Source organism: Pantoea sp. A4, from assembly GCF_000295955.2.
Classification (GTDB): Bacteria; Pseudomonadota; Gammaproteobacteria; order Enterobacterales; family Enterobacteriaceae; genus Pantoea; species Pantoea multigeneris.
On sequence record NZ_ALXE01000036.1, the window covers coordinates 99169 to 121139 of the forward strand.

At 53.4% G+C, this 21971-nt stretch carries 21 protein-coding genes; 12 read left to right on the forward strand and 9 right to left on the reverse strand.

Annotated features, from left to right (window positions below):
* Nucleotides 1-24: 24 nt before the first annotated feature.
* On the reverse strand, nucleotides 25-345 hold the full coding sequence (locus tag B880_RS0116270; RefSeq protein WP_017348507.1) for a hypothetical protein: 321 nt from the start codon (nucleotides 343-345) through the stop codon (nucleotides 25-27).
* Nucleotides 346-454: 109 nt separating this feature from the next.
* The gene (hemL, locus tag B880_RS0116275) at nucleotides 455-1735 is read right to left on the reverse strand and encodes a glutamate-1-semialdehyde 2,1-aminomutase (protein ID WP_017348508.1); all 1281 of its coding nucleotides are present in this window, start codon (nucleotides 1733-1735) and stop codon (nucleotides 455-457) included.
* A gap of 186 nt (nucleotides 1736-1921) precedes the next feature.
* Between hemL and erpA the strand changes: the two genes are divergently transcribed.
* Nucleotides 1922-2269, forward strand: coding sequence for an iron-sulfur cluster insertion protein ErpA (erpA, locus tag B880_RS0116280; RefSeq protein ID WP_017348509.1), 348 nt, complete (start codon nucleotides 1922-1924; stop codon nucleotides 2267-2269).
* 26 nt (nucleotides 2270-2295) lie between these two features.
* On the opposite strand, the gene B880_RS0116285 is transcribed toward erpA, so the two are convergent.
* From B880_RS0116285 to mtnN, 3 genes are all read right to left on the reverse strand, one after another.
* A complete protein-coding gene (locus B880_RS0116285; RefSeq protein ID WP_017348510.1) occupies nucleotides 2296-2547 on the reverse strand; it encodes a hypothetical protein in 252 nt (83 codons plus the stop codon).
* Between the two features lie 112 nt (nucleotides 2548-2659).
* Complete coding sequence (gene btuF / locus B880_RS0116290) at nucleotides 2660-3457, reverse strand: vitamin B12 ABC transporter substrate-binding protein BtuF (RefSeq protein ID WP_017348511.1); 798 nt, start codon at nucleotides 3455-3457, stop codon at nucleotides 2660-2662.
* Nucleotides 3450-4148, reverse strand: coding sequence for a 5'-methylthioadenosine/S-adenosylhomocysteine nucleosidase (gene mtnN, locus B880_RS0116295; RefSeq protein ID WP_017348512.1), 699 nt, complete (start codon nucleotides 4146-4148; stop codon nucleotides 3450-3452). The genes btuF and mtnN overlap by 8 nt, the downstream gene beginning before the upstream one ends.
* Before the next feature lie 98 nt (nucleotides 4149-4246).
* Between mtnN and dgt the strand changes: the two genes are divergently transcribed.
* The 3 genes from dgt to B880_RS0116310 all read left to right on the forward strand — a co-directional run bounded on the left by dgt (nucleotide 4247) and on the right by B880_RS0116310 (nucleotide 8644).
* Nucleotides 4247-5740 carry a dGTPase gene (dgt, locus tag B880_RS0116300; protein ID WP_017348513.1) on the forward strand — a complete coding sequence of 498 codons (1494 nt, stop codon included), beginning with the start codon at nucleotides 4247-4249 and terminating at the stop codon, nucleotides 5738-5740.
* A gap of 136 nt (nucleotides 5741-5876) precedes the next feature.
* Nucleotides 5877-7316: a serine endoprotease DegP gene (degP, locus tag B880_RS0116305; RefSeq protein ID WP_017348514.1), complete on the forward strand. Its 1440-nt coding sequence runs from the start codon at nucleotides 5877-5879 to the stop codon at nucleotides 7314-7316.
* A gap of 182 nt (nucleotides 7317-7498) precedes the next feature.
* Nucleotides 7499-8644 (forward strand): sugar diacid recognition domain-containing protein, encoded by a 1146-nt coding sequence (locus B880_RS0116310; protein ID WP_017348515.1) that lies wholly within the window; start codon nucleotides 7499-7501, stop codon nucleotides 8642-8644.
* Nucleotides 8645-8731: 87 nt separating this feature from the next.
* Here the strand turns inward: B880_RS0116310 and B880_RS0116315 are convergent, their stop codons facing one another.
* From B880_RS0116315 to map, 4 genes are all read right to left on the reverse strand, one after another.
* Nucleotides 8732-9124 (reverse strand): DUF3461 family protein, encoded by a 393-nt coding sequence (locus B880_RS0116315; RefSeq protein ID WP_017348516.1) that lies wholly within the window; start codon nucleotides 9122-9124, stop codon nucleotides 8732-8734.
* Between the two features lie 218 nt (nucleotides 9125-9342).
* Entirely contained in the window at nucleotides 9343-10167 is an 825-nt protein-coding gene (gene dapD, locus B880_RS0116320) for a 2,3,4,5-tetrahydropyridine-2,6-dicarboxylate N-succinyltransferase (RefSeq protein WP_017348517.1), read from the reverse strand.
* Between the two features lie 58 nt (nucleotides 10168-10225).
* Nucleotides 10226-12880: a bifunctional uridylyltransferase/uridylyl-removing protein GlnD gene (gene glnD, locus B880_RS0116325; RefSeq protein ID WP_017348518.1), complete on the reverse strand. Its 2655-nt coding sequence runs from the start codon at nucleotides 12878-12880 to the stop codon at nucleotides 10226-10228.
* A 68-nt stretch (nucleotides 12881-12948) separates the two neighbouring features.
* The gene (gene map / locus B880_RS0116330; RefSeq protein ID WP_017348519.1) at nucleotides 12949-13743 is read right to left on the reverse strand and encodes a type I methionyl aminopeptidase; all 795 of its coding nucleotides are present in this window, start codon (nucleotides 13741-13743) and stop codon (nucleotides 12949-12951) included.
* 360 nt (nucleotides 13744-14103) lie between these two features.
* Here map and rpsB point away from each other — a divergent pair, with 360 nt between their 5' ends.
* The 8 genes from rpsB (at nucleotide 14104) to rseP (ending at nucleotide 21942) form a co-directional block, all read left to right on the forward strand.
* Nucleotides 14104-14826: a 30S ribosomal protein S2 gene (gene rpsB, locus B880_RS25145; RefSeq protein ID WP_036646198.1), complete on the forward strand. Its 723-nt coding sequence runs from the start codon at nucleotides 14104-14106 to the stop codon at nucleotides 14824-14826.
* 179 nt (nucleotides 14827-15005) lie between these two features.
* Complete coding sequence (tsf, locus tag B880_RS0116340; protein ID WP_017348521.1) at nucleotides 15006-15857, forward strand: translation elongation factor Ts; 852 nt, start codon at nucleotides 15006-15008, stop codon at nucleotides 15855-15857.
* Between the two features lie 166 nt (nucleotides 15858-16023).
* Nucleotides 16024-16749, forward strand: coding sequence for a UMP kinase (gene pyrH, locus B880_RS0116345; protein WP_017348522.1), 726 nt, complete (start codon nucleotides 16024-16026; stop codon nucleotides 16747-16749).
* 143 nt (nucleotides 16750-16892) lie between these two features.
* On the forward strand, nucleotides 16893-17450 hold the full coding sequence (gene frr, locus B880_RS0116350; protein WP_026042713.1) for a ribosome recycling factor: 558 nt from the start codon (nucleotides 16893-16895) through the stop codon (nucleotides 17448-17450).
* A 124-nt stretch (nucleotides 17451-17574) separates the two neighbouring features.
* Nucleotides 17575-18777: a 1-deoxy-D-xylulose-5-phosphate reductoisomerase gene (gene ispC / locus B880_RS0116355; protein WP_017348524.1), complete on the forward strand. Its 1203-nt coding sequence runs from the start codon at nucleotides 17575-17577 to the stop codon at nucleotides 18775-18777.
* 174 nt (nucleotides 18778-18951) lie between these two features.
* Entirely contained in the window at nucleotides 18952-19704 is a 753-nt protein-coding gene (gene ispU / locus B880_RS0116360; protein ID WP_017348525.1) for a (2E,6E)-farnesyl-diphosphate-specific ditrans,polycis-undecaprenyl-diphosphate synthase, read from the forward strand.
* Nucleotides 19705-19722: 18 nt separating this feature from the next.
* Nucleotides 19723-20580, forward strand: a complete 858-nt coding sequence (gene cdsA, locus B880_RS0116365) for a phosphatidate cytidylyltransferase (protein WP_017348526.1) — start codon at nucleotides 19723-19725, stop codon at nucleotides 20578-20580.
* A 12-nt stretch (nucleotides 20581-20592) separates the two neighbouring features.
* Nucleotides 20593-21942, forward strand: coding sequence for a sigma E protease regulator RseP (rseP, locus tag B880_RS0116370; RefSeq protein ID WP_017348527.1), 1350 nt, complete (start codon nucleotides 20593-20595; stop codon nucleotides 21940-21942).
* Nucleotides 21943-21971: the final 29 nt, after the last annotated feature.

The following is a 21971-nucleotide window of genomic DNA, read 5'->3' on the forward strand; positions in this document are numbered from 1 at the left end:
ATAACAAAGCCCGCACTGCGGGCTTTAATTGCGGTAGAGCTGGTCAGCACTTTGCACGTGATAGGGGCTGGGTGCATTGATGATCTCCAGCGCACGGTCGATTTTATTACACATCGACCAGACGAATATCACCAGGAAAATAAACCCAATAATTCTGGCGCGTTTCGAATAGCCTTTACGTAACAGGAACCAGTAAAAAATAACCGGCATAAAGGCGATGCCAAAACCCAGCTTAGTACTGACTTTACGTTCAGCCGGTTGCTCCGGGGACGAGCCACAGTTTTTGCAAGGCTGGCGAGGTTCTTCAACTTCTTTACGACACTTGTAGCAGCTAACAGATGTCACGATAAAATCCTTTTATCCAGAAAAAAGAGAACGGTACGGCTCAGGCTGACGGGCGGTTCTTTGTCGTGCCCGCCTTCATGCAGTACAACCATGAAGGCGGGCTGGGCGCTTACAGCTGCGCGAAGCAGCGGCGTGCTGCATCCACGGTGCGTTGAATATCTTCTGCGCTGTGTGCCAGAGACATAAAGCCTGCTTCGAAGGCAGAAGGCGCAAGATAAACGCCTTCTTGCAGCATCAGATGGAAGAACTTCTTGAAGCGCTCTACGTCACACTGGGTCACGTCCTGGTAGCAGGTCACTTCCGCGGCGGCGGTAAAGAAGATGCCAAACATCCCGCCGACATGGTTGATCACCAACGGGATGTTCTCTTCTTTTGCTGCCGCCAGCAAGCCTGCGGCCAACTGGTTAGTCAGCTCGGTCAGCGTCTGATGCGTGCCCGGTTGGGCAATCTGTGACAGGCAGGCAAAGCCAGCGGCCATCGCGATGGGGTTGCCGGAGAGCGTACCAGCCTGGTAAACCGGGCCGGTAGGTGCCAGCGCTTCCATCACTTCACGGCGGCCACCGAAAGCCCCCACTGGCATACCGCCACCAATGATTTTGCCAAGGCAGGTCAGGTCAGGCGTGACGCCATAGTGTGCCTGTGCGCCGCCGAGGGCGACACGGAAACCGGTCATCACTTCGTCGATAATCAGCAGGGCACCAAACTCGTCACACAGCGCACGCAGGCCCTGGAGGAAGCCAGGCTGTGGCGGGATGCAGTTCATATTGCCCGCAACGGGTTCAACGATGATACAGGCGACTTCGGTTGGATACTGAGTAAACGCCGCGCGCACGCTGTCCAGATCGTTGTAGGTGCAGGTCAGGGTATGACGTGCGAAGTCGGCCGGGACGCCAGGTGAGTTAGGCTGGCCCAGCGTCAGCGCGCCTGAACCGGCTTTCACCAGCAGGCAGTCCGCGTGACCGTGATAGCAACCTTCGAACTTGATGATCTTGTCACGGCCAGTGAAGCCACGCGCCAGACGAATGGCGCTCATGGTGGCTTCAGTACCGGAGTTCACCATGCGCACCATATCCATGCTTGGCACTAACTCGCAGACCAGCTCAGCCATTTTGACTTCCATTTCGGTAGGTGCACCGAAACTCAGGCCACGCTCAGCGGCTTCAATCACCGCATTGCGAATTTCCGCGTTGTTGTGACCCAGCACCATTGGGCCCCAGGAGCCAACATAATCGATATAGGCTTTGCCGTCGGCATCATACAGATAGGCACCGTTGGCACGTTCAATAAACAGGGGAACGCCGCCTACGCCGTTGAAAGCACGCACCGGCGAGTTTACGCCACCGGGGATCAGACGTTGGGCTGCGGTAAATAAATTTTCTGACTTACTCATCCTGGACTCCTGCTGTCCTGAGAAATTTCGCGCTATTCTACGGGAAGTGGCAGGGCGAGCCAAACCTCTCTGTAATCAGCCCACTGGCACAGAGTGCGAAAGGTGAAACTTGATTGCAACACAGGGCTGACAGATAATAAGGGCATTAAGGTCGTTTTCTGACCTGGGCGTTTACCGGAGTAAAACATGAGTGATGATGTAGCAGCACTGCCGTTGCAATTTACCGATGCCGCAGCCAAGAAGGTCAAAAACCTGATTGCTGATGAAGAGAATCCGGCACTGAAACTGCGCGTTTACATTACCGGCGGCGGTTGCAGCGGGTTCCAGTATGGCTTTACTTTCGACGATCAAATGAACGACGGCGACATGACCATCGAGAAGCAGGGCGTTTCTCTGGTGGTTGACCCAATGAGCCTGCAATATCTGGTTGGTGGTTCCGTGGATTACACCGAAGGGCTGGAAGGTTCACGCTTTGTTGTCACCAACCCCAACGCCAAAACCACCTGTGGCTGTGGTTCCTCGTTCAGTATCTGATGATTCAGGCCGCCTGGGCGGCCTGTTTACCACTCTACCGTGACTAACCTTTCTGTTATCCGGCTACTTGCATCGCCCGGATAGGCTTCGCTGGTCACGCGGGGCTGCGCACTAAAGTGCTGCCCGCAATCAATCACCGGTCTCTCAAGCGAGCTGACGGCTTGCACATTACAGCGGGAATAGATCACCAGTTGCACCGCAATTGTGCCGGTGGTGGTTGCGGCTGGCAGCGTGAAGGCCGTCAGCAGCCCGGTGATCAGGACTAATGTTCTGATCATGATAGGTACCTGGTGTAGTCAAAATGGCCCATTCGGGCGAAAGCTGAGCGACTACGTACATGCGTAATCGCTTCAGAGTCTTTATCGACAAGTTCTGATCAAACTTTAATCATTATTTTGTTGCTTCAGGATGCAGTGCGGCACAGAGCTGAGCCGCAGCCATCAGCATACGCGGACCTGGACGACTGAGCCAGTCGTCATTGATTGCAATCACGGGAACCCTGAGCTGCGGCTGCCAGAATTGCGCCACGTTTTTGGCTTGTTGTTCGCTGCCGCCAATGATAATCGCCTGCGGATGACGCATCAGTACCTGCTCGCGGCTGACTTGCGGCCAGCTCACGCGGCTGTCGGCAAACACGTTTTTACCGGCACACAGCTGAATGATGTTGTTTTGCAGCGTGTCTTTGGCGGCGGTAAACAGGGGCTGCATACCAAACTGCAAAAACACCGGCACTGCGGGGAGATGGCTATAGCGCTGGCGTAGCTGAATTTCCTGCTGGCGTAGCTGTTGCGCCTGCTCGTTTGCTTGCCCGGGATGGGGACTCCACCTGGCGAGCTTAGTCAGTGCGGCGATCATATCGCTAATACTGCCAGGATCGATCCATTCAACATCAATGCCCGTGCGCTGTAGCAGATCTAGCTGTCGGGTGGGATTCCCGCCGCGCCATGCCAGCACCACATCGGGTTTAAGTTGCAGAATGCGTTCAAGGTTAATACCTTGCCAGTTCGCCACCTGTTCGATATTTTTCGCCGCGGGCGGATAGTCTGACCAGGCGCTGACCGCAACCGGGGTGATACCTGCACTGAAAGCGAGTTCGGTGAGGTGAGGGGCAAGGGTAATCACCCTTGGTGCGGCAAACAGGCTGCCGCTCAGGAGCAGCAGCCAGCACAGCCAAAGGGATTTAGCCACGCGTGAGGTGAGTCAGCAGGTTTTCCACCATCAGTGAAGACTGAGCGGCAGCCACGCTGAGGAACTCATCAAAGCTGAGGTGCGATTCCTGATCGGCAACGTCAGAGATGGCGCGTACCACCACAAATGGCACACCGAACTGATGGCACACGTGACCAATCGCAGTGGCTTCCATTTCCACGGCAACGGCCTGTGGGAAGGTCTTACGGATACGGGCCAGCGGCTCGGCACCGTTGATAAACGCATCACCACTGACTACCAGACCACGTACGGCATTCAGATTCAGCTGTTGAATCACCTCTTCAGCCGCTTCAATCAACGCTTTGTCAGCCACAAACGCTGCCGGGCAACCTGCCATCTGGCCGGGTTCATAACCGAAAGCGGTGACATCGGCATCGTGATAACGCACTTCATCAGAGACGACGATATCGCCAACTTTCAGATTGCTCGCCAGACCACCCGCCGAACCGGTATTGATAACCACATCTGGCTTGCACAGTTGCAGCAGCAGGGTGGTGCCTAGCGCCGCAGAGGTCTTGCCAATACCTGATTTCAGCAGTGCAACCTCAACGCCGTTCAGTGTACCGGTATAGATTTCAGCGCCAGCCAGCTTATGGGTTTCACGGTTGTCGATTTTGTCACGCAGCAGAGTAACTTCCTGCTCCATCGCGCCAATGATGCCTACTTTCATAGAGAGTCTCGCTAATGTGGTGGATGTGAAGATAAAAAGTGAGGCATAGTCTAGCATGGCTCCAGCGGGATGAATTCAGCAAAATACCGGAGGGAACAATGGGAACGATTAATTTCAGGGAGAGAATCTGTTTTACCCGTCCTTATAATAATGGTGAAGATGTCCCGGTGGGGGAATATGCCATTAGCCGCCATTTCGAAAGCGATCGCGGGCGGATCATCAACTCAGCGGCCATTCGCCGCCTGCAACAGAAAACCCAGGTCTTTCCACTGGAGCGTAACGCGGCGGTGCGCTCGCGCCTGACGCATTCACTGGAAGTACAGCAAACCGGGCGCTACATCGCACGGGAAATTTTGCAGGCTTTGCGCAGCAGCGAAGGGTTAGCCCAGTACGGTCTGGAAGAGATGGCCGGGGCGTTTGAAAGTCTGGTTGAGATGGCCTGTCTGATGCACGACGTTGGCAATCCGCCTTTTGGGCATTTTGGTGAAGCGGCCATTAATGAATGGTTCAAGGAACATCTTCCGCAACTGCTTCCCACGCCGCAGCAGGCGGAGGTAAAGAACCCGCAGCAGCAGGCCGATTTTGACCGGCTAAATGCAATGATTCGTCAAGATTTGTGTAACTTCGAAGGCAACGCGCAGGCGATTCGCATCGTGCATTCGCTCCTTCAGCTGAATCTGAGCTATTCGCAGGTTGCCTGTGTGTTGAAGTATACCGCGCCGGCCTGGTGGCAGGGTGAGAAGCCAGCAGCGTTTAGCGTGTTGATGAAGAAGCCCGGCTTTTATTTGTCAGAACGTGAATATATTGCTGAATTACGCGCGGCAACCCAGTTGGAGGAGCATCATCGTTTTCCCCTGACCTATATTATGGAAGCCGCCGACGATATTTCATATTGCATTGCCGATCTGGATGACGCGATTGAGAAAGAGATTTTTGATGTCGAGACGCTTTATCGTTACCTCACGGAAAACTGGGGGGAGATAAAACCCGGCGATGTTTTCAGCCGGACGATTGGGCAGGCATGGCAGGAAGCTAAAACAAAAAATCGCCGTAGCACAAACGATCAGTTTTTTATGTCGCTGCGTGTCAACGTGCAATCGTTATTAGTGAGTTATGCCGTTAAGCGTTTTATCGACAATCTACCTGCTATTTTCAACGGCGACTTTAATCATGCGTTATTAGAAGATGAAGGTGAAGAGGGGCGTTTACTGCAATTATTTAAAACGGTGGCGCGTCGGCACGTATTTAACCATTCGGAAGTGGAGCAGTTGGAGCTACAGGGCTATCGCGTGATTCGGGGGCTGCTGGAGATTTACCAGCCGCTGATGAAACTCAGCAGCCAACAGTTTCAGCAGTTAATGGCAGAGGATTATCTCGCTAAGCATCCCATTGAGACGCGTCTGTTTCATAAGCTCTCGGGTAAGCATCGGCGGGCTTATCAGGCTAAAATGGAAACACTGGCCACCCTTCCGGTTTATCAGTATCTGCTGTGGGAGCGTTATTATCGCTTCAGGTTGATTCAGGATTACATTAGCGGGATGACCGATTTGTATGCCTGGGATGAGTACCGGCGTTTAATGGCAGTGGAATAGTCTGAGTTTTGTAAAGATGCGGCATAAATTTTTACCTTTGACCAAAACTTTCTCAGGAACTTCACGGTAAAACGTAAATCTCAACCTGAGACCGCAGCAATGGTCTGGACGTTATATTCAGAAGAGACAAAGACAAATGAAAAAAAGCACATTAATGTTGAGTGCGCTGGCGCTGAGTCTTGGCATGGCGCTGACTCCGGTTACGGTTTTTGCCGCTGAGAGTGCCTCTTCCTCCAGCCAACAGCTGCCAAGCCTGGCCCCGATGCTGGAAAAAGTGATGCCTTCGGTGGTGAGTATCAGTGTTGAAGGCAGCACCACGGTGAAAACGCCGCGTTTGCCACAGCAGTTCCAGCAATTCTTTGGCGATAACTCGCCGCTGTGCCAGGACGGTTCTCCGTTCCAGAGCTCTCCGGTCTGCCAGCAGGGCGGTGCCGGTGGCGGTGACGGCGGTTCCAACACCCAGCAGGAAAAATTCCGCGCGCTGGGCTCTGGCGTGGTGATTAATGCCGATAAGGGCTATGTGGTTACCAATAACCACGTGGTAGAAAATGCCACCAAAATTCAGGTGCAGCTGAGCGATGGCCGTCGTTACGATGCCAAAGTGATCGGCAAAGATCCGCTGTCTGACATTGCGCTGATCCAACTGAAAGATGCGAAAAACCTGACTGCCATTAAAGTGGCCGACTCCGATAATCTGCGCGTGGGTGACTATACCGTCGCCATCGGTAACCCGTATGGCCTGGGTGAAACCGTGACTTCCGGTATCGTGTCGGCGCTGGGTCGTAGTGGTTTGAATGTTGAAAATTACGAGAACTTTATCCAGACCGATGCCGCGATCAACCGGGGTAACTCAGGGGGCGCGCTGGTCAACCTCAACGGTGAGCTGATTGGTATTAATACCGCGATTCTGGCACCAGACGGCGGCAATATCGGTATCGGCTTTGCTATCCCGAGTAACATGGTGAAAAACCTGTCAGCGCAGATGGTCGAATACGGCCAGGTGAAACGCGGTGAACTGGGCATTATGGGCACTGAGTTGAACTCTGAGCTGGCAAAAGCGATGAACGTTGATGCGCAGCGCGGTGCGTTTGTCAGCCAGGTGCTGCCGAACTCTGCGGCGGCGAAAGCCGGTATCAAAGCCGGGGACGTGGTGGTTTCACTCAATAATCGTCCTCTGAGCAGCTTTGCTGCCCTGCGTGCTGAAGTGGGTTCATTGCCAGTGGGCACCAAGCTGGAACTGGGTCTGCTGCGTGATGGCAAACCGGTGCAAGTGACCGTTGAGCTGCAACAGAGCACCGCAGACAAAGTACAGTCTGCCAATATTTATACCGGCATTGAAGGCGCAGAGCTGAGCAACAGCAGCACTGCTGGCCAGAAAGGCGTTCAGGTCGACAGCGTTAAACCGGGCACCGCCGCTGCACGCATCGGTCTGAAGAAAGGTGATGTGATTGTCGGTGTTAACCAGCAGTCCATCGCTAACCTCGGCGAACTGCGTAAAATCCTCGACGCTAAGCCATCGGTACTGGCGCTGAACATTAAGCGCGCCGATAGCAATCTTTACCTGCTGATGCAGTAATTTCCCTTTAGCGTACTCAAGGCGAACTCCGGTTCGCCTTTTTTCTGTCATACTTAACCCCGTAAAGAGTGTGACCTTTGCCACATATCCCGCATAAACTTTGAGGTTAAACGCAGCCGCGTTATGCCAGGGTTTTTGTGGGCGCGTATGCTTTGTGTTTGCTGTTTTTTCGGGAGTGAGAAATGGCTCGCTATCACCTGGATGCTCGTCTGGCTCAGGATATTATTGCCCGTACCGTCAGGGTTATTGATTGTGAAGTACTGGTTGTGGATGTCAGAGGCCGGATCATTGGCAGTAGCGACCGCGAGCAGATTGGGGAATTACATGAAGGCGCGCTACGTTTGCTGGCGCAGAGTCATCTCCCTTCCCATGAGTCCGATGCGGCTTTTTTTACTCAACAGTCCGAAGTTTGTCTGCCACTGCATCTCGACAGCGAACTGGCTGGCGTGATTGTCCTACGCGGTGAGTCTGGTTCTTTGCGCCAGTACGCTGAGCTGGTGGCCATGACGGCCGAAATGATGCTGGTGCAGGCACATCGCCTGAATGCGCAGCAGCAAGAGAGTCGACAGCGCGAAGAGTTAGTGCTGAGCCTGATTCATCACGATCAGCTAGCGCCTTCGTTGCTGGTCTGGGCCGATTTACTCGGTATTGACCCCTGGTTGCCGCGCGTGGCGATTGTGATTGAAGTGGAGAGTGACGTGCAGGATGCCGATGCTGTGTTATCGGCATTGCAACAGTTGCAGCACCTCCCGCATTCACTCGAAGCCGGGGATTTGAGCACGCTGGTCTCGTTGACTGAGCTGGTGGTGCTGCGGCCTGCACTCAACAGCGCGGGCGAGTTTGATGCGGATAGCCATCGCCAGCGGATTGAGCACTGGCAAAGCCTGTTGCAGGATCAATCTCCGCTGCGTGTCCGCTTCGCGTTGGGGAACTATTTCACGGGTGCTGGCAGCGTTGCGCGCTCCTGGCGCACCGCGCGTACCACTTTGCGAGTGGGTAAGCAGCGTCAGCCCGAGGCGCATGGTTTCTTCTATCAGGATTTAGTCCTACCCGTGTTGCTGGATAATTTACGGGGTGGCTGGCAGGCCAACGAGCTGGCACGGCCACTCTCTCGTCTGAAAGAACTCGACAGCAACGGGCTGTTGCGCCGCACGCTGATTACCTGGTTTCGCTTTAACGTACAGCCTAGCGCGACTGCGCGTGCGTTATCTATCCATCGTAATACGCTGGAGTACCGGCTTAATCGGGTATCGGAGCTGACCGGTCTGGATCTGACCGATTTTGATGATCGCCTGTTGCTGTATGTGGCGCTGCAACTGGATGAGTAATATCCCGTGCGGCTTGTTTGACAGAGGGCGATCAAACAAGCCGCACGGCAATAAGCGGGGATGGCGGGGCGCACATCCCTGGCAAGATTAACGGCCGTTACGCGTCAGCTGTTCCAGATCGGATTCGATTTCGGCGATCTTGTTCGCGACAACGCTTTCGAGGTGATGCAGATCGGCGAGGATCTTACGTTTCAGATCCACTTCAACCTGATCGCGCTGGCACAGCTGATCCAGCTCATCGATGATGTAACGCAGATTCGGGCTGATCTCCTGCACTTCTTTGTAGCCCTGGTTGGCGTGATCGGACACCACGGTTTTGCGCTGGCGTGGGTATTTGAATTTTACGCTTTTGGCAAAAAACTCGCCTTTGTCTTTGCGGAAGTAGATTTTCAGGATGTCGTTATTGGCTTCCTGACGCAGGCTATAGCGGTCGATATCATCCGGATTGGTGATGCCGAGACTCTTCAGATTGTCATACATAATTTCATTCCATCATCATTGAGAGGCGCGCAATTGCACTCTGCTACCCAATAACTGTAGCTCTAAATTTCACAATGACAGCGCGCGGGGAGTTAGCTGGCGCGGATTATGACCTGGATAAAAAACAAACGCAGCAGTTAATTTGCGCAGCGAAGCAGGTTGGCGGGATATTCACGTAAAGAAAAGATGACGGGTTGTAAACAACCCGTCGGAGAGGCTTAGTCGATGGTGCGCAGCAGTTCGTTGATACCGGTTTTCGCGAGGGTTTTCGCGTCAACTTTCTTCACGATCACGGCACAGTACAGGCTGTAGCTGCCATCTTTAGAAGGCAGGTTACCTGAAACCACCACGGAGCCAGCAGGTACGCGGCCGTAGTGAACTTCGCCAGTTTCACGGTCAAAGATTTTGGTGCTCTGGCCGATGTAAACGCCCATTGAGATCACAGAACCTTCTTCAACGATGACACCTTCAACGATCTCTGAACGTGCACCGATGAAGCAGTTATCTTCGATGATGGTTGGGTTAGCCTGCAGTGGCTCCAGTACGCCGCCGATGCCAACGCCGCCAGACAGGTGAACGTTTTTACCAATCTGAGCACATGAACCTACTGTCGCCCAGGTATCAACCATGGTGCCTTCATCAACGTAGGCGCCGATGTTGACGTAAGAAGGCATCAGTACGGTGTTACGTGCAATAAATGCACCCTGACGAACCGCTGCCGGTGGCACCACGCGGAAGCCAGCTTCTTTGAAGCGAGCATCATCCCAGCCAGCGAATTTCATTGGAACTTTGTCGTAGAAACGCGTTTCTGCGCCTTCCATGACCTGATTGTCATTGATGCGGAAAGAGAGCAGCACGGCTTTCTTCAGCCACTGATGCGTTACCCACTGGCCGTCGATCTTTTCAGAGACGCGCAGTGCACCACTGTCCAGCAGGGCAATAACCTGGTTAATGGCTTCACGCGTAACGGTATCAACGCTGGTTGGCGTGATATCGGCACGGCGCTCGAAGGCAGTTTCAATAACGCTCTGTAACTGTTGCATAATTATTTCCTGAGTCTGTCTTAGCGAATGTCCGGCCTGTACCGGACGTGAATCTCGATCACACTTTATCGTTTGGATTAAGGGCTTCTGTCAACCGTTGTTGCAATACCGCCTGCATTTTAGCGTCAAGTGCACGGCGTTCGCTATTTGCCAGAATAAACAAATCCTCTACGCGTTCACCGATGGTGCTGATCCGCGCGCCATGGAGCGAGACGCCTAAATCAGCGAACACTTCACCCACGCGAGCCAGCAAACCAGGCTGGTCTAACGCCACCAGTTCAAGGTAGCTACGTCTGTCAGTGTGACCAGGCAAGAAGTTCACTTCGGTGTCTACGCTGAAGTGTTTCAGACGTGAAGAGGCGCGGCGCGTGCGCGGCGGCACCCACTCGGTATGGGCAATAGATTGTTCCAGCGCCTGAATAATCATCAGATGGCGATCCGCCGCCAGTGGGCTGCCATCCGGCTCCAGCACAATAAACGTGTCCATTGCCATACCATCCCGGCTGGTAAAGATTTGCGCATCGTGCACGCTGAGATTACGCCGATCAAGTTCACCCGCAACGGCGGCAAACAGGTAGGGCCGGTCTGGGCTCCAGATGAAGATTTCCGTGCCGCCGCGCGTGGCTTGCGGGCTAACCAACACCAGCGGTTTATTCAGGTCATGATCCATCAGATGGCGTGCGTGCCACGCTAGCTGGTTCGGCGTGTGGCGCAGGAAATATTCGGCCCGGCAGCGTCGCCAGATTTCATTCAGGCGCTCTTCGTTGATGTTATCCATGCGCAACAGGGCCAGTGCCTGTAGGCGGTGATGGCGGACGCGATCGCGCAGGTCTGGGCTGTTTTCCATACCGCGACGCAGCTGTTTTTCGGTGGCGAAGAACAGCTCGCGCAGCAGGCTCTGTTTCCAGCTGTTCCACAAGCTCTCATTGGTGGCGCAGATGTCGGCCACGGTTAAACACACCAGATAGCGCAGGCGGTTTTCGTTTTGCATCACTTCAGCAAACTGCTGAATTTCGGTCGGGTCCTGAATGTCGCGACGTTGTGCGGTGACAGACATTAACAGGTGATGACGTACCAGCCAGGCAACCAGTTGCATCTCGCGTGAGTTCAGCCCATGCAGCTCTGCGAATTCAATGGCATCTTGCGCGCCGAGAATGGAGTGATCGCCGTGGCGGCCCTTCGCAATATCGTGCAGCAGAGCAGCCATGAGCAGCAACTCTTGCTGGGGCAAGCGTGGCCAGAGCTCAACACACAGCGGGTGCATCGGGCGGGTGGCTTCATCCGCGAAGCTTTCCAGCTTTTGCAGTACGCGGATGGTGTGTTCATCCACGGTGTAGGCATGGAACAGATCAAACTGCATCTGACCCACAATATGCCCCCACAGCGGGGTGTAAGCCCATAGCACGCTGTGACGGTGCATCGGCACCAGCGCACGGCGCACCGCACCCGGATGACGCAAAATCGCCATAAACAGCTGGCGCGCTTCCGGGATCTGACACAGCGGCTGCGCCAGGTGGCGACGCGCGAAGCGAAGGTGCCGTAGCGTTGTGGAGTAGATCCCGCTGATATTTTCGTTACGCACCATCACGTAGAACATGCGCAAAATTGACTCTGGCTCGCGGACAAACAGCGTTTCATCGCGCAGGTCAATCAGGCTGCCACGTAGCTGGAACTCATCGTCCAGTGGACGTGGCTTTTCCGTGGTGGAGAGCGCCAGAATGGCCTCATCAAACAGCTGGAGCAGCATGTGATTCAGCTCGCCAATGCGGTGCGTAACGCGGTAGAAATCCTTCATCATACGTTCAACCGGCTCGTTGCCTTCGCCCTGGTATTTCAGGCGTTGTGCCACGGTCAGCTGGCGATCAAACAGCAGGCGGTTGTCATAGCGAGTGAGGGTGAGATGCAGCGCAAAACGGATACGCCAGAGAAAGAGCTGACACTCGTTCAGTTCATTACGCTCTGCTTCGGTCAGAAAGCCAAAACCCACCATCTCACTTAAGGTGGTGGCACCAAAGTGCCGCCGCGCGACCCACTGCAGCATATGAATATCGCGCAGCCCGCCGGGGCTGCTTTTGATGTCCGGTTCCAGATTGTAGCTGGTGCCGTGATAGCGCTGATGGCGTTCATTTTGCTCATCAATTTTTGCGGCAAAGAACTGGGCTGAAGGCCAGAAGCCATCGCTGAAGACGTTTTTCTGCATCTCAAGGAACAGCGCAACATCCCCGCTTAACATGCGGGACTCCACCAGGTTGGTGGCGATGGTGAGGTCAGAGAGGCCTTCCAGCAGGCACTCTTCGAGCGTACGTACGCTGTGGCCCACTTCCAGTTTGAGATCCCACATCAGGGTTAACAGGGCACTGGTCTGCGCTGCGGCTTGCTCATCCAGTGGTGTGCGGCTGAGGATCAGAATATCGATATCCGACAGGGGGTGTAGCTCGCCTCGGCCATAACCGCCTACCGCGACCAGCGTAATCGCAGGCAGGGTATCGAAGCCAAAAAAGCGCCACAGGCGGCGTAACAGGCGGTCAATATAGCGGGTACGAGCAGCGATGAGATTTTCCACGGGCTCACCCGCATCAAACGCGGTGGCCAGCAGATGGTTGAAGTGTTCCAGCCGCTGTTTGAGCTGATCCCGTGTCAGGCTGTCATCATCCCAGTGGGCCGCAGAGTCTTTTAACCCTTTTCTTACTTCATCAGTGAGGATCGCGCTCATTCAGTATTCCTGGTCAAATGACATAAAAAAACCGGCTCGCGGCCGGCTTTTAGTTAATCAGGAGAAGATCACCCCTCGTTGACTAACACTCTTTCGATGGTGTCGTCGCTGCGCAGGGTGAGGATCTCACAGCCGTTATCAGTCACCACAATAGTATGCTCGTATTGCGCCGACAAGCTGCGATCCTTGGTTTTCACCGTCCAGCCATCCTTCATGGTACGGATGCGGTAATCACCGGCATTGACCATTGGCTCTACGGTAAACGTCATGCCCGCCTGCAGCACGACGCCGCCATCATCGGTGTCGTAGTGCAGAACCTGTGGCTCTTCGTGGAAACCTTTACCAATGCCGTGGCCACAGTATTCGCGCACCACAGAGAAGTTCTGTGCTTCAACGAATTGCTGAATGGCGCGACCCAGTTCACGCAGGCGGATGCCTGGCTTCACCAGACGCAGTGACAGATAAAGACTCTCTTGAGTAATGCGGCAGAGGCGCTCACCCAGAATGGTCGGTTTACCCACGATGAACATTTTTGACGTGTCGCCGTGGTATTCGTCTTTAATCACGGTGACATCAATGTTGACGATATCGCCATCTTTTAACAGACGGTCATCACTTGGGATGCCGTGACAGACCACTTCATTGATAGAGATACAAACGGATTTCGGGAAGCCGTGATAGCCCAGGCAAGCAGAGATGGCTTGCTGCTGCTGAGTAATGTGCTCATGGCACAGGCGATCCAGCTCGGCGGTGGAAATGCCAGGCTTAACGTGTGGAGCGATCATCTCCAGCACTTCGGCCGCCAGGCGGCCAGCCACGCGCATTTTTTCGATTTCTTCAGGGGTCTTGAGTGAGATTGCCATTAAATTCATCCGCAGTGCCGCTTTTTTGGGCAATAATTAATGCTGTGCTGTTATGTTAGCAGTCTGAAAAAGGGCTGCCAAACAGTTCACAGCCTGCGGACGTCAGGTGAACAATGATTGGCGTATTACTGCTCATTATGGTATAAAGCGCGCCGACGATTCTCTGTGCGGTCGTAAGACTTCGCAGGAAACGCAATCTGAGTAATGTGTGCTGCACACCGTTGGTGCGTAGCCATTACCAAAAATCTCAATTGTGTCTTAAAACACACATGTATCGACACATACGCCGGGGTGCCTTGAAAGAGGTCGGTTGTATGGGATACATGGAGGCCCAACCCCAATCTTACTTTAGAGGTAATCATGGCAACTGTTTCAATGCGCGACATGCTCAAGGCTGGTGTACACTTCGGTCACCAGACCCGTTACTGGAACCCGAAAATGAAGCCATTCATCTTCGGCGCTCGTAACAAGGTTCACATCATCAACCTCGAGCAGACTGTACCAATGTTCAACGAAGCTCTGGCTGAGTTGCAGAAGATCTCTTCACGTAAAGGCAAAATCCTTTTCGTTGGTACTAAGCGCGCTGCTGCCGAAGCTATCAAAGAGTCAGCTCTGAGCTGTGACCAGTACTTCGTTAACCACCGCTGGTTGGGTGGTATGCTGACCAACTGGAAAACCGTTCGTCAGTCAATCAAACGTCTGAAAGATCTGGAAACTCAGTCTCAGGACGGTACTTTCGACAAACTGACCAAGAAAGAAGCACTGATGCGTGCTCGTGAACTGGCCAAGCTGGAAAACAGCCTGGGCGGTATCAAAGACATGGGCGGTCTGCCGGATGCACTGTTCGTAGTTGACGCTGATCACGAACACATCGCGATCAAAGAAGCAAACAACCTGGGTATCCCAGTATTTGCTATCGTTGATACCAACTCTGATCCAGACGGTGTTGATTTCGTTATCCCAGGTAACGACGATGCAATCCGTGCTGTAAGCCTGTACCTGACTGCCGTTGCGACCACCGTGCGCGAAGGCCGTTCACAGGACCTGGCTGAGCAGGCTGAAGAAGCTGCCTTAGAAGGTTAATAAGGTTTGCTCTTTCTGAGAGCCCTTAGACTTCAGATGTGATCTGCTAAGGGGCCGCGAAGGCCCCTTTATTTTATCTCACCCTGTCACGCGGGCTGTGGTTCGCGGGGCAGAGTAAATTTTCCGCAACAAGTTTCTGACAGTGTGAATACACCCAGAGACGAATCGAGGATTATGGAATGGCTGAAATTACCGCAGCACTGGTAAAAGAACTGCGTGAGCGTACTGGCGCAGGCATGATGGACTGCAAAAAAGCGCTGACTGAAGCGAGCGGCGACATCGAGCTGGCAATTGAGAACATGCGTAAATCTGGCGCAATCAAAGCCGCTAAGAAAGCAGGCAACGTTGCTGCTGATGGCGTGATCAAAACCAAAATCGTTGACGGTTATGGCGTGATTCTGGAAGTAAACTGCCAGACTGACTTCGTAGCAAAAGATGGCGGTTTCCAGGCGTTTGCTGACAAAGTTCTGGATGCAGCAACTGCTGGCAAAATCACCGACGTTGAAGTTCTGAAAGCGCAGTTCGAAGAAGAGCGCGTTGCACTGGTTGCTAAAATCGGTGAGAACATCAACATCCGTCGTGTTGCTCTCCTGGAAGGTGCAGAGCTGAACTCTTACCAGCACGGCGCACGTATCGGCGTTCTGGTTTCTACCACTGGTGCTAACGAAGAACTGAGCAAGCAAGTTGCAATGCACGTTGCTGCAAGCAAGCCAGAATTCGTTAAGCCAGAAGACGTTTCTGCAGACGTGGTAGCGAAAGAGTACCAGATCCAGCTGGACATCGCGATCGAGTCAGGCAAGCCTAAAGAAATCGCTGAGAAAATGGTTGAAGGCCGTATGAAGAAATTCACCGGCGAAGTTTCTCTGACTGGTCAGGCTTTCGTTATCGATCCTGCTAAAACCGTTGGTCAGGCTCTGAAAGAGCAGGGCGCAGACGTGATTAACTTCATCCGCTTCGAAGTGGGTGAAGGCATTGAGAAAGTTGAAGCTGACTTCGCAGCAGAAGTTGCTGCAATGTCTAAGCAGTCTTAATGCTCTGAAAGAACCGCCAGAAGGCGGTTCTTTTTTGTCTGTGGTTGGCTCCAGCCAATTATCAGATTTTTTTCAGTCTCCTCCCACTAGCAATTCCGTTGCACTAAGTGGATGATTGACCAGATTTATTGCTCCTATTCATCATATCTTCCAGGAAGAATCGACCATGGCGACCAACGCGAAACCTGTTTATCAACGTATCCTGTTAAAACTGAGTGGCGAAGCCCTTCAAGGCGCTGAAGGTTTTGGCATTGACGCAAGCGTATTAGACCGTATGGCGCAGGAGGTCAAAGAGCTGGTTGAATTGGGTATTCAGGTTGGCGTAGTGATCGGTGGGGGCAACCTGTTCCGTGGCGCAGGCCTGGCGCAGGCCGGTATGAACCGCGTAGTAGGCGACCACATGGGGATGCTGGCAACCGTGATGAACGGCCTGGCAATGCGTGATGCACTGCACCGCGCCTATGTGAATGCACGCCTGATGTCCGCAATCCCATTAAACGGCGTTTGTGACAACTACAGCTGGGCTGAAGCGATCAGCTTGCTGCGTAACAACCGCGTCGTGATTTTCTCCGCAGGTACGGGTAACCCGTTCTTTACTACTGATTCTGCTGCATGTTTGCGCGGCATCGAAATCGAAGCGGATGTGGTGCTGAAAGCCACTAAAGTTGACGGCGTCTATTCTGCCGATCCAGTGAAAAATCCGGATGCAACCCTGTACGATCAACTGACTTATGCTGAAGTGCTCGAACGTGAGCTGAAAGTGATGGATCTGGCGGCGTTTACACTGGCTCGTGACCATCAACTGCCGATTCGCGTCTTCAACATGAACAAGCCTGGCGCACTGCGTCGCGTAGTGATGGGTGAAAAAGAAGGCACTCTGATTACGCATTAATACCCGCCACAGCATAAAATAGGGTATATTCTGGGGGCGTTGCGCACAGGCACAACGCACCGTTCAGGATGATCGATAGCTATCGATACCGCTTCCGGCACGGCCGGAAATGGCCAGGTCAAACCGAATCCAAGGGTTTCAACGTGATTAACGATATTACAAAAGATGCTTATGTACGCATGGAAAAATGCGTAGAAGCGTTCAAAAATACCATCAGCAAAGTGCGCACTGGTCGTGCTTCGCCTGCTTTACTCGACGGCATTGTGGTTTCTTACTACGGCACGCCAACCCCACTGCGTCAGTTGGCGTCAGTGACGGTTGAAGATTCACGTACACTGAAAATCAACGTGTTTGATCGCTCTCTGAGCGCCGCCGTTGAGAAAGCTATCATGGCTTCTGACCTCGGTCTGAACCCAAGCTCAGCCGGTACTGACATTCGTGTTCCGCTGCCAGCACTGACCGAAGAACGTCGTAAAGACCTGACCAAAATTGTTCGTGCAGATGCCGAGCAGGGTCGTGTCTCTGTGCGTAACGTTCGTCGTGATGCTAACGACAAGATCAAAGCGCTGCTGAAAGATAAAGAGATCAGCGAAGACGACGAACGTCGTGCGCAAGATGATATCCAGAAAAAAACCGATGCTTACATCAAACTGATTGATGCTGCATTGGCTGAGAAAGAGAAGGAACTGATGGATTTCTAATCCCGTCAGGTTCTGCCCAAAACGCCGTACAGAAAGCTGTTCATAAGAATGTGCTCTCTTGCGGCGTTTTACATTGTGCCTGACTGCAAAAAAGGCCTGTTTTTCCCCCTACATGGATAGCCACATGAAGCGACTCACAATCCTCGGCTCAACCGGTTCTATCGGTGTCAGCACCCTTTCGGTAGTCAGCCAGAATCCCCATCTTTACCAGGTTGTCGCTTTGGTCGCCGGGCAAAACGTTGCGGTGATGGCTGAACAGTGTCTGGCCTTTAAGCCACGCTACGCATCAATGGCGGATGAAGCCTCTGCTGTGGCTCTGCGTGAACGACTGAGAGCACTCAATCTTGATACTGAAGTGCTCTCCGGCGTTCAGGCCGCTTGCGAGTTGGCAGCCCTGGATGACGTCGATCAGGTAATGGCGGCGATTGTTGGTGCTTCGGGTCTGTTGCCGACACTGGCGGCGATCCGCGCGGGTAAAACCGTGCTATTGGCGAATAAAGAATCACTGGTCACTTGCGGCCGTTTATTTATGGAAGCCGTGCAACAGCACCAGGCCCAGTTGTTACCGGTTGATAGCGAACATAACGCGATTTTTCAGAGTTTACCGGCTTCCATCCAGCATCAGTTAGGTTACGCTGACCTGCGAGATAACGGCATAGAGTCGGTTATCCTTACGGGATCGGGTGGCCCTTTTCGTGACACGCCACTGCAGGATTTAGCGGCGATGTCACCGGATCAAGCTTGTGCGCATCCGAACTGGTCAATGGGGCGTAAAATCTCCGTTGATTCGGCCACCATGATGAATAAAGGTCTCGAATACATTGAAGCCCGCTGGCTGTTTAACGCCAGTGCAGCACAGATGGAAGTCATATTGCATCCGCAATCGGTCATCCACTCTATGGTGCGCTACTGCGATGGCAGTGTACTGGCGCAGCTAGGCTCACCCGATATGCGAACGCCGATAGCCCACAGCATGGCATGGCCTCAGCGCATTCAGGCTGGCGTGACACCACTGGACTTCACGCGAATGGCCTCTCTGACCTTCGCGGAGCCGGATTTTTCACGCTATCCCTGCCTGAAGCTGGCGATTGATGCCTGTGCCACAGGGCAGGTGGCGACCACCACCCTGAATGCAGCCAATGAAATTGCAGTGGCTGCCTTCCTCAACCATCAGATCCGGTTCACGGATATTGCCGCCCTGAACAGTGAGGTGCTGGCGAAAGTGGTGTCTGCGGAGCCGGAGTCGGTGGAAGCCGTGATTGAAATTGACCGTCAGGCTCGAATGGCGGCAGAGGCGTTGCTGCCGCGATTTTCGCTGGTAGGGTAGGCGCACGCCCCTGCTATTTGTTCGATTCGGGTGATAATGGTATAGTCGCTGGCTCTCATTTGATGGCGTAGCACCGGATAGGGTGGGTGCCGTGGGGTTGTTGTCGGGATGTTTACCAGGCGCAATGTATTCAGAAACCACAGTATTTCTGATGAAAGGAATTGATAACGCGTTATGTCGTCCAACAATCACAACAAAACTGATGACCTGCACGGAAGTGGACCGCGTCATGTGGCCATCATTATGGATGGCAACGGCCGCTGGGCAAAAAACCGGGGCAAACTGCGTATTTCTGGGCATCGCGCGGGCGTTAAAGCTGTGCGTCGCGCGGTCAGCTTCGCGGTAAGCAATAATCTTGAGGCGCTCACGCTCTATGCGTTCAGCAGTGAAAACTGGAGCCGCCCGTCTCAGGAAGTCTCAGCGCTGATGGAGCTGTTTGTCTGGGCGCTCGACAGTGAAGTAAAGAACCTGCATAAACATAACGTTCGTTTGCGAGTTATCGGGGATACCAGCCGTTTTAATACGCGTATCCAGGAGCGGATTCGCCGCTCTGAAGAGTTAACTCAGCAAAACAATGGACTGACACTCAACATCGCTGCTAATTACGGCGGTCGTTGGGATATTATCCAGGGTGCCAAAAAACTGGCGGAGCAGGTACAGGAAGGGTTACTGCGTCCTGACCAGATCACGGAAGAACATCTGGCTCCGCATCTCTGCATGCAGGAGCTGGCGCCAGTGGATTTAGTAATAAGGACCGGGGGAGAGCATCGGATCAGTAATTTCCTGCTGTGGCAAATAGCCTATGCGGAGTTTTACTTCAGCGATGTTCTCTGGCCTGATTTTGATGAACATGTTTTTGAAGGTGCAATAAATGCATTCTCTCTGCGGGAGCGCCGTTATGGTGGCGCAGCGCCTGGCGGTGCCTGAGCATACTGGGGGTAACCTTTGCTGAAGTCTCGTTTGATTACCGCGTTGATTCTTATTCCGCTGGTGATCGCCGCGCTGTTTTGGTTACCCATTGTTGGCTTTGCGATTACAACCATTATCATCTGTATGCTTGCCGCCTGGGAATGGGGGCAACTGGCCGGATTAGCCACGCGTCAGCAGCGTATCTGGCTGGCACTGTTGTGTGGTCTGCTTTTGGCTGGGATGCTGTTTATGCTCCCTCCTTATCAGCGTGATGTGCATTTGCCTCAGGTCGCTATGTCGCTGTGGGCTTCACTGGCCTGGTGGATTGCAGCTCTGCTGTTAGTACTCACTTACCCTTCATCTGCGGCGCTGTGGCGGCATTCCCGTCCGTTACGTCTGCTGTTCGGCATTCTTACGTTGGTGCCGTTTTTCTGGGGCATGATTGCCCTGCGTCAGTATCACTATGACATCGACCACTTTGCGGGTGCATGGTGGCTGTTGTTCGTTATGTTCCTGGTCTGGGGTGCAGATTCCGGCGCCTATATGTTTGGCAAGCTGTTTGGCAAACATAAGCTGGCACCGAAAGTGTCACCGGGTAAAACCTGGGAAGGCTTCCTTGGCGGGTTACTCTCTTCGGCACTGATTGCCTGGTTATTCGCCCTGTTTGCGCCGTTGACGATTGCCGCGACGACGCTGGTGATTTGCGCTGTAATTGCCGCTCTGGCCTCTGTGCTGGGCGATTTGACAGAAAGCATGTTCAAGCGTGAAGCGGGTATTAAGGACAGTGGTCATTTAATTCCTGGTCACGGTGGCATTCTCGATCGTATTGATAGCCTGACGGCTGCTGTGCCGGTGTTTGCCTGCCTGCTGTTGCTGGTCTTCCATACTCTCTAAGGACAGGCGAATATGTTGAACATACTCTGGAGTTTTGCGGCCTTTATCATTGCACTGGGCGTGTTGATCACCGTGCATGAGTTTGGTCATTTTTGGGTGGCACGCCGCTGTGGTATTCGTGTTGAGCGCTTTTCGATTGGGTTCGGCAAAGCGTTATGGCAGCGCCGTGACAAGCAAGGCACCGAGTATGTTATTGCCCTGATTCCCCTTGGCGGCTACGTCAAAATGCTGGATGAACGCGTCGAAAGCGTTCCGGCAGAGCTGCGTCATCAAGCCTTCAACAATAAACCTGTCTGGCAGCGCGCTTCTGTGATTGCGGCGGGCCCCATCGCTAATTTCATTTTTGCTATTTTTGCCTATTGGGTGGTGTTCATCCACGGTGTGCCGGGTGTTCGCCCGGTTATTGCTGAAATTAGCGGCGGATCTATCGCAGCGGAAGCGCAAATTACGTCCGGGATGGAACTTAAAGCCGTAGATGGTATCGAAACGCCTGATTGGGATGCAGTGCGAATGGCGCTGATTGGTAAAATCGGTGACACTTCGACCACGGTTACGGTGGCGCAGTTTGGTGAAAGCGCAACCCAGCAAAAGACACTGGATCTCCGTCACTGGCAGTTTGAGCCAGATAAGCAGGACCCCGTAACGTCACTGGGCATGCGTCCTCGTGGCCCGCAAATTGAAACGACACTGGCGGAAGTGCAAGCTAACTCACCTGCCAGTAAAGCCGGTTTGCAAGCGGGCGACAGGATCGTTAAAGTCGATGGTCAGTCTTTAACGCAGTGGCAGGATTTTGTTACTCAGGTGCGTGACAGTGCCGGTAAGAACATGGCGCTGGAGGTGGATCGTAAAGGGGAGTCGTTGCAGCTAACGATGACGCCAGAAGCGAACGCCAAAGCACATAACACAGGTTTCGCTGGGGTAATCCCTCGGGTGATTCCTCTGCCAGAAGAGTACAAAACGGTCAGGCAGTATGGCGCGTTCTCCGCTATTGGCGAAGCAACGGCGAAAACCTGGCAACTGATGAAGTTGACAGTCACCATGCTGGGCAAGTTAATCACAGGCGATGTAAAGCTGAACAACCTGAGTGGGCCAATTTCGATTGCGCAAGGTGCCGGGATGTCAGCAGAGTATGGGTTGATTTATTACCTGATGTTCCTGGCGTTGATTAGCGTCAATCTGGGCATCATCAACCTGTTCCCATTGCCGGTATTAGATGGTGGGCACTTACTGTTCCTGGCGATCGAAAAGATCAAAGGCGGACCGGTGTCCGAACGAGTTCAGGACTTCAGTTATCGCATTGGTTCGGTTTTGCTGGTGCTGTTAATGGGGCTTGCACTTTTCAATGATTTCTCACGTCTGTAACAGCGGGAAAGCGGACAGACGCGGGATGT